11 protein-coding genes are annotated in these 15,926 nt (G+C 59.2%); 4 read left to right on the top strand and 7 right to left on the bottom strand.

Features of this window, described 5'->3' with window-relative positions; all coding sequences use genetic code 11:
• Nucleotides 1–97 precede the first annotated feature (97 nt).
• Together KL786_RS17480 and KL786_RS17475 are read right to left on the bottom strand one after the other, a co-directional pair.
• Entirely contained in the window at nt 98–997 is a 900-nt protein-coding gene (locus tag KL786_RS17480) for a LysR substrate-binding domain-containing protein (RefSeq protein WP_215518423.1), read from the bottom strand.
• 92 nt (nt 998–1,089) lie between these two features.
• Nucleotides 1,090–1,314 (bottom strand): hypothetical protein, encoded by a 225-nt coding sequence (locus KL786_RS17475; protein WP_032861205.1) that lies wholly within the window; start codon nt 1,312–1,314, stop codon nt 1,090–1,092.
• A gap of 227 nt (nt 1,315–1,541) precedes the next feature.
• Between KL786_RS17475 and KL786_RS17470 the strand changes: the two genes are divergently transcribed.
• Nucleotides 1,542–2,099 (top strand): NADPH-dependent FMN reductase, encoded by a 558-nt coding sequence (locus tag KL786_RS17470; protein ID WP_215518422.1) that lies wholly within the window; start codon nt 1,542–1,544, stop codon nt 2,097–2,099.
• A 46-nt stretch (nt 2,100–2,145) separates the two neighbouring features.
• Here KL786_RS17470 and KL786_RS17465 read toward each other — a convergent pair whose 3' ends face one another.
• The gene (locus KL786_RS17465) at nt 2,146–2,784 is read right to left on the bottom strand and encodes an FMN-dependent NADH-azoreductase (protein WP_215518421.1); all 639 of its coding nucleotides are present in this window, start codon (nt 2,782–2,784) and stop codon (nt 2,146–2,148) included.
• Nucleotides 2,785–2,882: 98 nt separating this feature from the next.
• On the opposite strand from KL786_RS17465, the gene KL786_RS17460 reads away from it, so the two are divergent.
• Nucleotides 2,883–3,737: a LysR family transcriptional regulator gene (locus tag KL786_RS17460; protein ID WP_215518420.1), complete on the top strand. Its 855-nt coding sequence runs from the start codon at nt 2,883–2,885 to the stop codon at nt 3,735–3,737.
• Between the two features lie 148 nt (nt 3,738–3,885).
• On the opposite strand, the gene KL786_RS17455 is transcribed toward KL786_RS17460, so the two are convergent.
• The 3 genes from KL786_RS17455 to KL786_RS17445 all read right to left on the bottom strand — a co-directional run bounded on the left by KL786_RS17455 (nt 3,886) and on the right by KL786_RS17445 (nt 7,023).
• A complete protein-coding gene (locus KL786_RS17455; protein ID WP_215518419.1) occupies nt 3,886–4,443 on the bottom strand; it encodes a hypothetical protein in 558 nt (185 codons plus the stop codon).
• 443 nt (nt 4,444–4,886) lie between these two features.
• Nucleotides 4,887–5,381, bottom strand: a complete 495-nt coding sequence (locus tag KL786_RS17450; protein WP_215518418.1) for a DUF934 domain-containing protein — start codon at nt 5,379–5,381, stop codon at nt 4,887–4,889.
• A complete protein-coding gene (locus KL786_RS17445; RefSeq protein ID WP_215518417.1) occupies nt 5,365–7,023 on the bottom strand; it encodes a nitrite/sulfite reductase in 1,659 nt (552 codons plus the stop codon). The genes KL786_RS17450 and KL786_RS17445 overlap by 17 nt, the downstream gene beginning before the upstream one ends.
• A 452-nt stretch (nt 7,024–7,475) precedes the next feature.
• Between KL786_RS17445 and KL786_RS17440 the strand changes: the two genes are divergently transcribed.
• Nucleotides 7,476–8,555, top strand: a complete 1,080-nt coding sequence (locus tag KL786_RS17440) for an ABC transporter substrate-binding protein (protein WP_215518416.1) — start codon at nt 7,476–7,478, stop codon at nt 8,553–8,555.
• A gap of 6 nt (nt 8,556–8,561) precedes the next feature.
• Here the strand turns inward: KL786_RS17440 and KL786_RS17435 are convergent, their stop codons facing one another.
• Nucleotides 8,562–8,777 carry a DUF2970 domain-containing protein gene (locus KL786_RS17435; protein WP_215518415.1) on the bottom strand — a complete coding sequence of 72 codons (216 nt, stop codon included), beginning with the start codon at nt 8,775–8,777 and terminating at the stop codon, nt 8,562–8,564.
• A gap of 114 nt (nt 8,778–8,891) precedes the next feature.
• On the opposite strand from KL786_RS17435, the gene KL786_RS17430 reads away from it, so the two are divergent.
• Complete coding sequence (locus KL786_RS17430; protein ID WP_215518414.1) at nt 8,892–15,896, top strand: NEL-type E3 ubiquitin ligase domain-containing protein; 7,005 nt, start codon at nt 8,892–8,894, stop codon at nt 15,894–15,896.
• The last annotated feature ends 30 nt before the right edge of the window (nt 15,897–15,926 follow it).

The following is a 15,926-nucleotide window of genomic DNA, read 5'->3' as shown; positions in this document are numbered from 1 at the left end:
TTTGGGCGCCATCATAGCGCCCTATTGATGTGTCCAAATTCATTAGGCCAGTTCAAGCTCGCTCCTACACGGTAGCAAGGCCACTGTGAGTGCGTGCTTAGCCGATCGGGGACAACAGGGCTTGTGCCTTCTGCGTGACAATCTCCAGCAACGCATTGAGCGCAGGGCTCGGGCTGCTGTCCTTGACCGTCAATCCATACAAACTCACCATGATTGGCGGCGACAGCGGGCAAGTATCCAGGCCGGCCTCCCGCGCGCCGCTGGCGGTGAATGGATCAACCACCGCCAACCCTTCGCCGGCCTCGACCATGCTGCGCATCATCTGGTAGGTCTGCACCCGCGTCTGGATCACCGGCAACGGTCGCAGGGCCTGTAGCTTGCTGTCCAGCCACTGGCTCAACGGGTCTTGCCCCTCCAGGCCGATCATCGACTGGCCGGCCAGTTCTTGCAGGGCGATGTATTTCTGCCGGGGCTTGAGCCAGCCATGGGGTGCCAACAACTGCAACTTGCCTTGGGCCAGCACGGTACTGGTGATTTGCGGGTGTTCAGGGTCATGCAGGCTCAGGCCCAGGTCGGCCTCATGCAGCAGCAGGCTCCTGACGATGTCGCGTGTCGGTTGGCTGGACAGGTTGCAGGGGGTGTCCTGGAAGCGTCGGCGCAACAACGCGATGCTTTGCGGCAGCAGTTGGTTGGCCAAGGGCGGTGTACAGAGCGTGCGCAGCGGTGGGGCATGATGGTGCTTGAGGCTGCTGGCCAGGCGCTGTATAGGCTCCAGGGCTTCGTAGAGATGGGCGATCTGCGCCTGCATGGCCAGGGTTTCGCGGGTGGCCTGCAACCGCCCGCGGACGCTGGCGAACAGCATGAATCCCAGCTGCTGTTCAGCGTCCTTGAGGGTGGCGTCCACATCGGACACAGCCAGTTGCAACCATTCGGCGGCAGTGCCGAGGTGTCCGGTCTGCAAAATGGCTTGAATCACTTCGATATGACGTAAACGCATGCATGAAGTCCATGTTCAGCAGGTAAGGGATTCACCGGGTGAATCCTAACCCAAGTCCGCTCATATGACTTCTGCCTGGAGGCACAGCCTTATCAAACAGGCGTGTTTTCGGGTTCGCGGGTCAGGGAGACCTGCGATTGAACCAATACAAAGGTGTTGTCATCGACCTTGTTGACCCGGTCACCAATCGCCAGTTTGTAGGAAATTACCGGTTCTGAACCGCCGTCTGACGAGGTGGACTCCTGAAATTCATGCACTGAATAAACGCGGCCTTCCGCGTCGCGGGCATGGAATTGTCCGACAAGTACTGCTGCCATCTGTTTAGAACCTCTGGAGAAAAACACCGATTTGCGGTTCTGTAGACCGTCATTAAGGCGGGTAGTTTACCTACATAGGAAAAATACTATTCGTTGATGTTCTGCTTATTTTTCCTATAGGCAGATCTCGGCGCAAAACAACCGCCAGTTGGGCAAAACCCGCTGGTGATAGGCCGGCGAAGGCTCTATAACTACAGGTTCCTTTAGTCAGATGTCGGGAAAGCCCCATGAGCAAGGTCTATACGATTGCCGTACTGGTCGGCAGCTTGAGAAAAGAGTCGATCAACCGCAAGGTCGCCCTGGCATTGGCGCAATTGGCACCGGCCAACCTCAAGCTCAGCATCGTCGAAATCGGCGAATTACCGCTCTATAACGAAGACCTTGATGGCGCAACGCCGCCTGCGGCCTACACCTCGTTCCGCCAGCAGTTGGCTGCCTGCGATGCGGTGTTGTTTGTCACCCCCGAATACAATCGCTCGGTGCCGGCGGCCTTGAAGAATGCCATTGACGTAGGCTCACGCCCCTACGGCCAGAGCGCCTGGAGCGGCAAGCCGGGGGCGATCATCAGTGTGTCGCCGGGGGCCATTGGCGGGTTTGGCGCCAACCACCATTTGCGTCAGTCCCTGGTGTTTCTGGATGTGCCCTGCATGCAGCAGCCGGAAGCCTATCTGGGTGGCGCAGGCAGTGCGTTCGATGAGGCGGGCAAGCTGTCGGAAAAAACCAAGCCGTTCTTGCAGGCGTTCATCGATGCCTATGGCAAGTGGGTAGCAAAGCAGAAGGGCTGACGGATCAACCAGACCCAGTCCTGGTGGCTGGGGCTGTTGCATTGGGTCAGCTCAGCTGGTCGGCCAGATACTGCGCTTGCAGATTGGCAGCTTGGCGTGACGCCAGGTCCACGTCAGGCCCCAGGATGGTTTTTTCTACATACAATGAATGTACATCGGTCACCCCGATAAACTTGAGCCAGGCCTCCATGTAGGGTTTCTGAAAGTCCATGGGGTGCCCGGTCGGGTCCGTTCCCTGTGAAAAATCCATGCCGCGTGCATACACATTGATTGCCGTCTTGTCATGCAACAGGCCTTGCAAGCCATGCTCCGGGTTGAAGTCAAAAAGCACATCCTTCTGCGACACCACATCGATGAAGTGCTTGAGCTTGTAGGGTATGGCGAAATTCCACAGTGGCACCGAAAACACCAGTATGTCCGCCTCATGCAGGTAAGCCGCCAGGCCCCTGACAGCGCTCCATGCGGTTTGTTGTTCCTCGGTCAGGGCCGTACCGCTCAGGCCGGCGTACTTGGCCGCCATGACCGAGCCATCGAACTCCGGCAGTTCCAGTCCCCAAAGATCCAGGGTCACCACCTGGGTGTGTGGCGCATTTTGCTGATAACGGCTGATGAAGTTGCGCGCCACTTCCAGGGAGGCGGAGCGCTGTTTGCGCGGGGAGCATTCAAGGTGCAATAGAGTGGCCATGAGTTGTCTCAAGGAGGTGAGGGGGCCAAGCGATTGCAACATAGCGATTGATGGAATATAAATCGTATTTATATCTATGATTGATCACGAATCCATATATGTTCGATGCCCAACTCCTCAAAACCTTTGTGGCCGTAGTCGATGAAGGCGGTTTCAGTCGCGCGGCCTCTCGGCTACACCTGACCCAGTCAGCGGTCAGTGGTCACCTGCGGCGCCTGGAAGAGCAGGTGGGCAAGCCCTTGCTGACCCGCACCACACGTTCACAACAACTGACCGCCGATGGTGAGCGCCTGATGACGTATGCGCGCGGTATCCTCGCGCTCAACCGTGATGCCTGGGCTGAACTGACCCGTTCGGCGTATGAAGGGGATCTGCGCATCGGCATCAGCGAAGAGTTCGCCGATGCACGCCTGCTACGCGAGCTGCAGGCATTTGCCGCTGGCTATCCAGGCATGCAGGTCAAGGTCCAGGTGAGCATTCCTGGCTCATTGCTGACCTTGATGAAACAGGGTGAATTGGACTTGGTAGTAGGGTCGCTGTGTGAATCCAGCGAGCCTGGCCTGGCGCTGTGGCAGGAGCCGTTGGTGTGGGCCTGGGCTGCGCAGCCTGCGGGCGTATTGCCCACGCCGTTGCCGTTGGCCTTGTTCCCCGAGCCTTGTCCTTACCGGGAAGTCGCCCTGAGTCGCCTGGCGCAAGCCGGGATTGCCCAGCGCACCGCGATGCTCTGCACCAGCTATGCCGCTTTACAGGCTGCGGCGCTGGCCGGCTTCGCCATCGCGCCCATGGCACGTAGCCAGGTGTCCCAGGGGCTGGCAGAGCTTGGTGCTGAGTATGGCTTGCCCGCGTTGCCTGATGCAGTGTTCCGCTTGTTCAGTGCACCGGATGCCGACCCGGGTGTTATCCAGGCGGTCACCCAAGTCGTTATCCGTTACGGCGCATCTCTTCGTCACTAGATGTCGGAACTATTAACTGACTATTGTCGCCTGACAATGCCCAGGCGCGAGCCCGCATCGCTACGGGCTTCCGGTGCAGTGAAAAGGCGGATCGGGACGGAACAAATAAACGGTCTGCGCCGTATGTGCATATGATGTAACTGTACTTCTACCCCTTGCTTAACCAGTCAACATTTCGTTCAACTATAGTCAGCTCAAAACCCACTCCGCCCTTTGCGCCACTCGCATATAAATATCCCCACCAGAAACCGGCAGCATTTACCTCCTCATACACCCCGATTATCCCTTTCACCAAGGAGTTAAGACTGATTTTAATAGAGTTGCTCTCGATAGGAACTGCACTCAAATCAAACTTTGTTTGTTTTTTGTACTCATCATTATATATGCCAATGTCAAAATTGCTTGAGTTGCTCCCTGGGCACAGATGGTTGCCATACATGTAAAGCGACTTTCCATTGTGCTGATTTTTATCGCGGCTATAAATTACATAGGAGTTTTCAACGCAACGAAAGTAGAGTAGGGCTCCCTCGGAATCGTATGTGTTTGCACATAGATACTCTGATCTAGTGGCGCTGGGGATTGCGCCAGAGCCATCGGGCCTACTGGCTTCTTGCAATGTATTAAAGTTCACAGCAGCTCTTTTGGAGTTGTTGCTATACATATACTTAAGTCGACCTGTAAAAGATCTTTCTACGTCAGAACTCATGATAGTCTCCACCGACAGGTAATGGATAGGGAAAGCTGCAGCTATCGAAAAGCACTAAAGCCTACCCGTCATGGGTACGAGAAACATACCCAAGTAGAAACTAGACGAAATGAAAAATAGGTAACCTGTGATAATTGACAGTTTCTTAGATGCTTTGGCTATAAATATAGAGTTGATAAAAATTAAAAATAATCACCATGTGTCAACAGACGCTGTGGTTGGCTTGTTTAAATCTATCCGGTGACTGCTTGGGGTCGCTCCAGCGCCACTACGAGCGTGGGTTTTGTGATGGACCGAGGGGCAGGTTTTAGGGTTGCTGCGCAGCCCAACGAGGAACAAGCCCTCTCTTCACAGGGAGTGCGGGTTCTGATTGATGGGGGAAGCCATAAAAAACCCGAAACCTGCGACGCCAGGTTTCGGGTTTTTTTGTTTCCTGTCAGGGCTTAGCGGCGGCGAAACAGCGGCAGAGGTTCATCCGTTGCCGCTTGATAGGTCACCGAGAAATCCTTGAGGCTTTCCAGCGCTTCGTACGGGTCTTTGTCGGCGCGCAAGGCGTAGGCATCGAAACCGCAACGGTGCAGGTAGAACAACTGGTCGCGCAGCACATCGCCAATCGCCCGCAGCTCGCCCTTGTAACCATAACGGTCACGCAGCAGGCGCGCGTTGGAGTAGTTGCGCCCGTCGGTGAAGGCCGGGAAGTTCAGGGCGATGACCTGGAAGTGCTGCACGTCATCACCGATTTCTTCGGCTTCTTCATCGGCGTCCAGCCACACACCCAGGCCGCCATCGCGGGCCTTGAGGGCGTGGCCATGCTCACGCCACAGGGCCAATGGCACGATCAGGTCGTCGCAATTGGAGACGCCATCGAACGCCGCGTCCTTGGGCAGCAGGTGCCAGGTTTCGTCGACGACTTGGTTGTTTTTAATGATTCGCTGCATAGACGCGCTCCTTGAACAGGTCAATGCCGATGCGCTGGTAGGTGTCGATGAAACGCTCATCTTCAGTGCGCTGTTCGACGTAGACGTCAATCAGTTTGCCGATCACGTCAGGCATGGCTTCCTGGGCGAAGGATGGGCCAAGGATCTTGCCCAGGCTCGCATCGCGGCTGGCGCTGCCACCCAGGGACACTTGGTAGAATTCTTCGCCTTTCTTGTCCACCCCGAGGATGCCGATATGGCCGACGTGGTGGTGACCACAGGCGTTCATGCAGCCAGAGATGTTCAAGTCCAGCTCGCCGATGTCGAATAGGTAGTCCAGGTCGTCGAAACGGCGCTGGATCGATTCGGCAATAGGAATTGACTTGGCGTTGGCCAGGGAGCAGAAGTCGCCGCCCGGGCAGCAGATGATATCGGTCAGCAGGCCGATGTTCGGCGTGGCGAAACCACCCTCGCGCAGTTCGCCCCACAGGGTGAACAGTTGGCTCTGCTCAACGTCCGCGAGGATGATGTTCTGCTCGTGGGAGGTGCGCAGTTGGCCAAAGCTGTAGCGCTCGGCCAGGTCGGCGACGCCATCCAGTTGCTTGTCGGTGATATCGCCCGGTGCAACACCGGTAGGTTTCAGCGACAGGGTCACGGCCACATAACCCGGCTTTTTGTGGGCCAGGGTGTTGCGGGTGCGCCAGCGGGCAAAGCCTGGGTGCTGCTGGTCGAGTGCGGTCAGTTCGGCGTCCTGGTTGCCCAGGGCCTTGTAGTCCGGGTCGACAAAGTGCTTGGCCACGCGATGCACTTCGGCTTCGGTCAGGGTGGTCTGGCCGCCGCGCAGGTGTTCCATCTCGGCGTCGACCTTTTGGGCAAACACCTCGGGGGTGAGGGCCTTGACCAGGATCTTGATGCGCGCCTTGTACTTGTTGTCACGACGACCATAGCGGTTGTACACACGCAGGATGGCGTCGAGATAGCTCAACAGGTCTTGCCACGGCAGGAATTCATTGATGAAGGCACCGACCACCGGCGTACGGCCGAGGCCGCCACCGACCAGCACGCGAAAGCCCAGTTCGCCAGCGGCGTTGTACACCGGCTCCAGGCCGATGTCGTGGACTTCGATCGCGGCGCGGTCGGAAGTCGAGCCATTGATGGCGATCTTGAATTTACGCGGCAGGTAGGCAAATTCTGGGTGGAACGTCGTCCATTGGCGAACGATCTCGCACCACGGGCGCGGGTCGATCACTTCATCAGCGGCCACGCCGGCGAACTGGTCGGTGGTTACGTTGCGCAGGCAGTTACCGCTGGTCTGAATGGCGTGCATCTGCACGGTGGCCAATTCAGCCAGGATGTCCGGCACGTCTTCCAGGGCCGGCCAGTTGAACTGCACGTTCTGGCGGGTGCTGATGTGGGCATAGCCCTTGTCGAAGTCACGGGCAATCTTGGCCATCATGCGCGTCTGGCGCGAAGTCAGTTGGCCGTAAGGCACGGCGACCCGCAGCATCGGCGCAAAGCGCTGAACATAAAGGCCATTTTGCAGGCGCAGAGGGCGGAACTCTTCTTCGCTCAGTTCACCTGCCAGATAGCGTCGGGTCTGATCACGGAACTGCTTGACGCGGTCCTCGATGATGCGCTGATCGTATTCGTCGTATACGTACATATAGGTCCTGTTCTCGGCAAATCTGCGCGCACGGCCGCGCACTCCCAACGGAGCCGGCGCACGATACCAGCTTGCGTTTATGCGCAAAAGTGATGTTTTAGTATATGCAAAGAACCAAATCGACTAATGAGAACAGTTATCGCGATACCCACACTTGTCATGCGGGAAAGCATGATCTTTACTGTGGTCGAGTCTTAGTGCAATCACCTATAAAACCGACAAGAGGCGATGCGATGAGCAATCCAACCAAAGCCCGTAAACCCGACAGTACCGTGGACGCTTGGGCGATTCTGTTCCTGATTATCCTGGTGGTTGCAACCGCCGTGTTCTGGGTCAGCCATCAATAGAGGGAACTGATCGCTACGAAATTGTCCGACCTGCTGACAAATAGGCAAGATCAAAAGGCTCATTGCCACTATTATGATCTGTCAATTCTCAGGGTTCGGGCAGTAATGTTGAAGGTTATCTGCGGGTGCTTGTGGTGGGTGGGGATGACGTTCGGGGCGATGGCCCATGCCACGTCAGTGGTGTTTCTCAACCCAGGTATGTCCACTGAAACCTTCTGGGTCAGCTATACGCAATTCATGCAGGCCGCGGCCAAGGACCTCGGCCTGGATTTGCGTGTGCGCTATTCCGAGCGCGACCCGCAAAACACCCTGCAACAAGCCCGCGAAGCACTGCAAGGCCCACAATCCCCGGATTACCTGGTGTTGGTCAATGAGCAGTACATCGCCCCGCAGATCCTGCGCATGGCCCAGGGCAGCCAGGTCAAGTTGCTGATTGTCAATAACGCCCTGACACCCGATCAGGTGCAACTGCTGGACGCTGGCAAGTACCCCAATTGGATGGGCAGCATCACCGCTAACGACGAGGAGGGCGGCTACCTGATGCTCAAGGAGTTGTTGCACCAGCATGGCCCAGTCCCGGCCGGTGGAACCCTTGATTTGCTGGCATTCTCCGGCGCCAAGAACACACCGGTCGCGCAGGCACGCGAGCAGGGGCTGCAGCGCGCTTTGCGCGAACACCCTGAAGTTCATTTGCGCCAGTTGGTCTATGGCGAATGGAACCGCCAGCGCGCCTTTGATCAAGCAACCTTGATGTTCAAGCGTTACCCGCAGGCCACGCTGGTCTGGTCGGCCAATGATGAAATGGCCCTGGGGGCGATGCAAGCCTTGAATGGCAGCGGGCGCACGCCCGGCAAGGAGGTTTTGTTCAGCGCGATCAACAGCTCTCCCGACGTCCTGCAAGCGCGCCTGCTGGGACGAATCAGTGCGCTGGTGGCCGGGCATTTTACCGTCGGTGGCTGGGCCATGGTGCTGCTGCATGACGACGCCAGGGGCGTGGACATCCAACGCCACGGCGGGCGCGAGCGGCAGGTGAAGTTATTCCAACTGATTGACGGCCCACAGGCCCAGCTCTTGCTGGACAAGCGTGACCATGAGGGCGATGGTGTGAGTTTTCGCGAACTCTCGGCCCTGGGCAAGCCTGCGGCCTACCAATATCCCTTCAGCCTGCAGATGCTGTTGAAATAATCGGGCCTATACCCCGGCCACAAGCAACACCAGCTTGACGATGGCAAACAGCGTCAGGGCAAATACGGCGGTAAATACAATCCCCAGCACCACAAAGTGGCTGGGTTTGCCATGGGTAAAGTCCCGTGCGCGGTTTTTGCCGCTTTGTACCCCGAAAGCGGCAGCCATCACGCTATGAAGCATCTGCCAGAAAGTCGGCGGTTTATTGTCCGGTGCGTCCATGAGTCCTCCTGCGAGGGCTGGTAGAAGTTGCTGCTCCCCACAGGATAGACGTAGTTACCACGGTTGGCCTTGGTCCCTGTGATGTGCTGTGGCTCCTTTTCCTGGAGCCGCATCATGACCGACTCGCCCGCGTTGCCGGCAACACCCAGTATCCATCGACCGTTATTGATCAGCGCCATGCCGAAATGGTTGGTCGATAGCACGCCCTCACGCCGAATGGCACTCAAACACGCCGATACCTCTTTACCGCCGGCCTATTGGCACGCGACACCCGAGCAACGTCGCAAGTTACATGACTGTTTTATCGCAAGTTTCACCGCGCAGACAGCCCTTGACCAAACCATGTCGGCCTTGCAAAGCATCGATGTGTTTGCCCGGCCGCTGCTGGTCAAGGCGCTCAAGGACCAGTATGGCGTAACCCTGGCCCCCCACATTGCCACATGGTTAAGCCTGAAGAAGTCCCTGCTGGTGAGCGATTTCAATATCGAGGCGCGAACCTACGATTTTTTGAAGCTGGAGCTATTGCAGGCGGCGCTGCACAACTTCGAGGAGGGTGAATGCGAGGAAGGGGCCTTTCACTCATCGTCGGGCTTCCGCTGGCAAGCGTCATCGCGTGGTAGCGCAGCCGCCGATTCCTTGCTACCGGTGCGCTTGGGTAGCCTTAAGGTCCATCAGTTTTTAAGGCTGTGCCGCAGCCTGGATCTGGGCGGTAAGTTCCAAACCTATCTCAAGGGTTTTTTCACCACCCACGAAACCACCCTGCGCCAGCAATTCATCGCCAGCCAAAAGGCCGCGATGCGCGCGGCGGCTGAGTTGGCCCTATTGCGCGAGGACATTACCCAGGCTGACTACAACGTGGTGCTGTCGGTGATCGCTGGCGAACGCTCGCCGCAGGTGGGCGGAAAACCGGTGTGGATCTGCGACCTTGGCCTGATGAAGCTGCGCATGACCGGCTGTGTGCTGTTTCTGGTCCTCAATGACGAGCGTGTCGATTCGCAGATCCTGTACATCCCTCAGGACCCTTATCAGCCTCTAAGACGCTACACCCATCGTGCCCCACTGTTGGCGGCCCTGAAGCAACGCTTGAGCACGCCGGGCTCGGCCTCGACCCGGGTGGATCGCCCCACGGCCTACCAGGTTTTTTTCAGTCAGTTCGTCGACTATGCCGATCGCTCGCACTACTTCAGCCAATTCACCCTGGATGCGCCCGATGCCACCTTGCGCGAGAAAGTCGGCTCGAACTTCCCCGGCATAGGCCAGCTTTATGAACTGATCAGCAAAGTGACCGTTTTCAAGCTGAAGAATTTCCCACCCTTGCCCCTGGCCCCCCAGGTGCCGAACCCGGCCCCCTATCTGGCGCCCGTGGCGTTGGCGTTCAAAGGCCAGACATTGGGTAGCGATAAGGTCGACCTGTGGACCTACCTGTATGAGCAGCACCGGGACAAGAGCCTCGCTGAGGCTGCCGCCCACGCCGTGCCCACGGCGGACGTCGATGCCAGGGTGCGCACGCGAAAGCTGGCCCTGCTGCTCAATATCGGGATGTTCGGCTTGGGTGCGATCGCGGGGTTTGTGCCGGTACTGGGCGAACTCATGATGGCGGTGATGGCCGAGCAACTGTTGACGGAAGTGATTGAGGCCGCGCAGGAGTGGAACGAGGGCGATCGCAAGGCTGCCAAGGCGCACTTGATCGACCTGGCGCAGAACCTTGCGTTGCTTGGTGTGACGGCTGGTGGCGGTAAGGCCCTGAGCAAGTTAAGGCCTGAACCGGTTATCGAAGACCTGGTCCCGGTGAAGTTGCCGGGGGGGCAGGTTCGCTTATGGAAACCGGACCTGGGTGTGTACCAAAGTGACGTTGCCCTGATGCCCGGCAGCAAACCCAATGCCTTGGGACAGTACGAAGTCGATGGCAGGCTCCATGTGCGCATCAATAACGCGCTCTATGAAAAGACCTTCGACCCGCAGCTAAACAAATGGCGAATCAAACACCCGCGCAACCCCCGGGCGTACCAGCCGATCCTTGAGCACAACCGGGCAGGGGCCTGGCGGCACAGTCATGAACGTCCCTTGGCCTGGGATCGCCTGACCCTGCTGCGTCGATTGGGACCTATCACCGAAGGTTTCTCGGATGAGGCCTTGAGTGTGATTGGCGACGTAAGCGGTGTGCAGGACGACCTATTGCGCAAAGTGCATCTGGACGGGGTGCCGGTGCCCGCCGTGTTGGCCGATACCCTGGAGGCGTTCAGGGCCGACCGCGACGTTGATGAACTGATCGGGCGGCTGCGCCGTGGTGCAGGTCTGGACAGCCGCCACGAGTACGCCTTGCCCCTCGCCGTGGAAATGCCCGGCTGGCCCCCAGGGCGGGTGTTGGAGGTGTTTGAGCAGATAGCGGTGGTTGGGCGCAGCGAGCCAGGGCAGGAAGGGTTGGGTGAGGAGCTGGCGGGGCGCTCGACTCGCTATGGCAGCCCGTTGTCGGCGGACGATGGCCGCCCAACTCTGAAAATCAGCCGCGCCGATTTGCTGCAAGGCAAACTCGCCAAAGTGGTGCTGAATGGCCTGGATGAACAGCAAGTCACCGGCTTGCTGGGCAGCGCCTCCAGTTGGGGGGGGCTACCCAGGGAACAGGTATTCAATGAGCGCCTGGCAGACTACGCGCTACAACGGCAGGCGGCGCTGTTCGACGCCCAACTACACGGTAATGGCGCGCCCGTGAGCGACAGTGGGGCACTGCAACGGCGGTTTCCCGGCTTGACCCAGCGCGCTCGTGAGGAGCTGCTTGACCGCGCCAGCCCGCAGGAGCTCAGGCGTCTGCAAGACAGCGGGCGTGTCAGCGCGCGCCTGGACCACCAGGCCCGCCTTAGTATGCAACAGGGGCGATTGAGCCGGGCGATCAGTGGCTTGCACCGTGACCGGCTGGCCAACACTGACAGTGACCGGCTTGCCTTGCAGGCCCTGGCGCGCCTGCCCGGATGGCCCCAAGGTGTGCGCCTTGAAATGCGCCTGGGGGGCATTCGCGGCCCCTTGCTGGACAGCATTGGCGATGAGAGCGCCGCAGTGCGCCGATACCTGGTCAAGAGCGGCGAGTGCTTCCAGGCCCATGATGCAAGTGGCCGCGCACTCAATAGCGTGCCCGCCCATGGACGCAATCTGTTCCAGTCGATCCTGGACGCCTTGCCCGATGAAACGCGTCGAGCGCTAGTACCGACCGGCCAGGGCGGGGACTTGCAGCAGGCGTTGGCGACCTACGCCAGGGAGCACCGCGAGATCATCGCCCACGACATCCTCAAGTTGCGCACGCCACGCGCGCGGCCAGCGTTACGCCTGCCGAGCGGGCGTCTGGGGTATGAGTTGTCGGGGCGGGGAGAGCTTTTCGCCACGGATGACGCCTTGATCGCCCATGCGCGCAGTGTGTATCCGAACATGAGCGAAACCGAGGCACAGGCGCTGGTAACGGCCCGCCGGCTGGACCGTGAAAGTGACTCGCAAATCTGGCGGCTATTTGCCAACCGCCAGCGCGAATTGACGGCATTGCGTACGACCCTTGAACAATGGGCGGGGGAGGATGGGAGGCGCCTGCGTTCGGTTGAAGATCTTATCGACTGTTGGCGCCAAGGCTTTGATCGGGATAGGGCGGCCCATGGCAGTCTGAGTTTACGGGTAGAGGAGGCGTTGCCCGAGTGGCAGGCTGACTTTTCCCATGTGCTAACCCTGAACCTGTCAGGGCGCGCATTGCTGGCCCAGGAAACCACTGCTTTGCTCCAGCGGTTTCCCAACGTGCAACATCTGCAGTTGTATGTGCGCCCCGAGCACCTGGGTGCAGTGACAGAGCGCTTGGCGAGCGCGCCCGGGATCACCCAACTATCGTTCACCGGCCCTTCGCTCACGTATTCGGCGCAAGCACTGCGCCCGCTTGGGCGCATGGCCGGGCTCAGGCAGTTATCCCTGGCAGGCAACCTGCAAACCCTGGACGTCAGCGGGTTGACCGCGTTGCGTCGTTTAACGGTATCCGGGACGCTGGAAACCTGGCCACAAGGAATCCTGGAGCTTGAGCACCTGGAGTTTCTCGATATAACCCAGACCCAATTGCGTTCTGTACCCGATGAAATGTTTACCGGGCACCAACGCTTGTGGCGAGGCCTGCAAATGAATTGGTCAGCCTATGAACCTCAGGAATTCATGAAGGTTTATGAGCACCTGCATGACAACCCGGCCCATTTGGTCGAAGAGCAGCGGCTGGTACAGGGCTACTGCGAAGGCGTCCTGGGCGGTCTGCAACCTGGAGCTGCGGCCTTTATCGAACGGGTCTTGGCCCATTTCAGCGCGCGGGGGCTGACCCCCCGCCAGCGTCTGGAGAAGGTTAACAGCGTGCGCGAGGAACACCACCGGTTGGTCGATGAGCTGGAGCAATGGTCAAATCGTGACTCCGGCGTTGGCAGGGTTGAGGTCGAGCGGCAGATCGCTTCCGAAGCACTGCTTGATTGCTGGCGCCAAGGCCTGGAGCCGCGCATTGTCGATGATGGCCAGATGTCGGCTGCGGCAACGGTACTGGACCTGTCAGATGCCAACCTGATTGATTTGCCCAAGTTGCCTGCCACCGGGTTTACCCATGTGCGCAGTTTGAACCTCAGTGACATAGGTGTGCCGCTGGACGGCATCAATACCTGGCTTGGCCACTTCCCCCGGCTCGATACGTTGAACCTGGCCCGCAACAATTTGGCCGAACTGCCCTCGGGGCTGGTTGACCTCCCATACCTGCGTCACCTGGACCTGTCCCACAACTGGCTGGTTGTCACCCCCGCGGTCCAGGCGCAGTTGAGCCGGTTGGCCGGGCTTGTATCGCTGCGGTTGCCGTACAACCCCATCAGTGGCCTGGATGTAAGCGGTCTGCGCGAGCTGCAGATCCTGGACCTGAGCCACAGTGCGATCAGCGACTGGCCGCAGGGTGTACTTGAACTGCCATCCTTGCACAGCCTGGATTTGAGCCACAGCGCCGTCACCTCGATCCCCGAAGCGGCGCTGCAAGGGCATGACCTGCTGCTGGCCAATACCCGCTTGCGCGGCTGCCGCCTGAGCGTGGCAGCGCGTGCCGATGCGCGTTTGTTTGCCCGGCGTTACGCCCGTGACTACCCTGCAAGCCCGCAGGAAAGCCCCTTGGGCATCCCTCGTGAACTTCTGGCCCAAGGCATGACGGGGGGCGAGCCGGAGTACTTTGCCGAGGACATGCTGCGCCGCCCCGACTTGCTGGTTGCGCTGCCCACGACGGCCATCGACCTGGCGCCATCAGAGCGCCTGCAACGCCTGGATCCGGCGCTGGACGGCACGCTGGCGGCGCAGCGCATCGAAGAGCTGCGCGCCATCGGTCTCGATGCCATGCAGATCGACGCGCGGCTGCAAGAGTGGGAATCCGAGTATGGGCAATGGGTGTCGCTGCTCAATGAGTGGATGGATGTCCATGGCTACCAGGACGGCAGCTGGATCAGCGCACTGGACCGCCGACGTGCGGCGGACCGGTTGCTGGAGAGTTGGCGTTTTACCCTGCGCGCCAGGCCCCTCACGGCTGGGGTCGATGGGGCTGAGCGCCTGGACTTGTCCGGCTTGTCCCTGGGAGACTTGCCGGGGTTACCCAGGTCCTTTACGCACGTCAGTGAGCTGGACCTGAGCCGCGTCAATCTCACGGCCCAGGGTTCCAACGAGTTCCTGCGGGCCTTCAGTCACGTGCGCAGCTTGACACTCAGCAACAACGGTCTGCGCGCCTTGCCTGAGGCTCTTGGTGAGTTCCGCCGGTTGCGGCGGCTGGAGCTGCGCAGGAATGAACTGCAGGGCACCTCCCAGCTACAGGATTATCTGGCGCAGATGCATGAACTGGAATGGCTGGATCTGGGCGAGAACGTAATTGGCGAGTTGGAGTTGAGTGGTCTGGCGCAGCTCGACACTCTGTATCTGCAACAGAACATGTTGGACGAATGGCCCATGTCGCTGCTCGAATTACCACGCCTGCGGACCCTGGATTTGCGTGACAACTGGGTAGAGACCCTGCCGGATGCGGTATTCGAGCCTCAGCATCGCCCATTGATGGCGGGCACCAACTTATCGGGCAACCGCCTTGATCAGCAAAGCTGTGAGAATTTGCAGGTCTACCTGGGCCAGACCGGCAATGGCCTGGGATTTTCCGTCGAGCAGCTTGAGGTCATGGTCCTGGAGTACCGGGAACGCGATGAGCTGGGTTTTTCCGACACCTCTGACTACTCGCTGGATCATCCGGAAATCGAGACCCCCCATATGCAGAAGGCCCAGTGGTTTGCCGGGGTGGCGCAACACTCGTCAAAACACCGGATCTGGGACGAGCTCAATGCACAGGAAGGTAGTCGCGACTTTTTCTTCAGCCTTTCACAGTTGCGCCATACCGAGGACTTCCTTGAGGCTCCGGCCGAACTGACGCAGCGTGTGTGGACGGTGCTGGAAGCAATCAGCCGAAACCCGGCCATGCGGCGTGACCTGTTTGCCAGGGCGACGGCGCTGGTGCCGGATGTCACCTGTGGTGATGGCAGGATCCTGCTGTTCAATACCCTTGAAACCCGTGTGCTTGAGTTTGACGCGCTGAGAGTGGCTGAGGTGGGGCAGGACGGGGCTCAATTGTTGAAATTTGCCCGCAGCATGATCCGGCTGGAGGCGGTAGAGGGCATCGCCCAAACGACTATCGAAAGGCGTCCGGACATCGACCCGGTAGAAATTCGCCTGGCTTTGCGTATTGGCCTGGCGCAGCGCCTGGAGCTACCCAGGCAGCCCACGGGCATGCTGTTCGGCGAATTGTCGGAGGTTTCCCAGGCCGACCTTGACCGTGCGTATGCCACGATTGTGGACAGTGAAAACACGCCGGATTTCGAGGAGAAACTGGTGGGCCTTGAGTATTGGTGCAATTACCTGAAGAAAAAATACGCCACGGACTTCTCGTCCCTGGCCCGCGAGTTGGAACAGAAGACCGATGCGCTGGATGAGCGCTATCCCGACGGTGGCGCGGACTACCTGCGCGACTACGCCGTGTTGGGGGCCTGGAGCAAGGAGCAGCGTACCGCCCTGGCGATCCGCCTTACTCGGCAGGAACGAACAGCGCTGAACATATAAGGGACAATCCGGCTCCTAGGGGAGCCGGGT

It is taken from the genome of Pseudomonas sp. TAE6080, assembly GCF_018732265.1.
GTDB classification, from domain to species: Bacteria; Pseudomonadota; Gammaproteobacteria; order Pseudomonadales; family Pseudomonadaceae; genus Aquipseudomonas; species Aquipseudomonas brenneri.
Note: the sequence above shows the minus strand (reverse complement) of the source record. Positions and strands in the feature narration are given on the sequence as shown.